Genomic DNA, 256 nt, shown 5'->3' on the forward strand with positions numbered 1-256 from the left:
ACGGCATCCAGATCCTCTTTGCCGTGCCGGGCCTGGTGCTCGCCACCGTCTTCGTCACCTTCCCCTTCGTCGCCCGCGAGCTGATCCCGTTGATGCAGGAACAGGGCAGTAGCGACGAGGAGGCAGCCTTGTCTCTCGGGGCATCGGGCTGGCAGACCTTCTGGCATGTGACGCTGCCCAACATCAAATGGGGGCTGCTTTACGGCGTGCTTTTGTGCAACGCCCGCGCCATGGGCGAGTTCGGCGCCGTCTCGGT

1 protein-coding gene is annotated in these 256 nt (G+C 64.5%); it reads left to right on the plus strand.

The window, feature by feature from the left end; genetic code table 11:
- A partial coding sequence (locus IB277_RS39135; RefSeq protein WP_192341303.1) for an ABC transporter permease subunit occupies positions 1–256 on the plus strand: 256 nt, incomplete at both ends.

The organism is Ensifer sp. ENS07 (genome assembly GCF_014852185.1).
Lineage (GTDB): Bacteria > Pseudomonadota > Alphaproteobacteria > Rhizobiales > Rhizobiaceae > Ensifer > Ensifer adhaerens.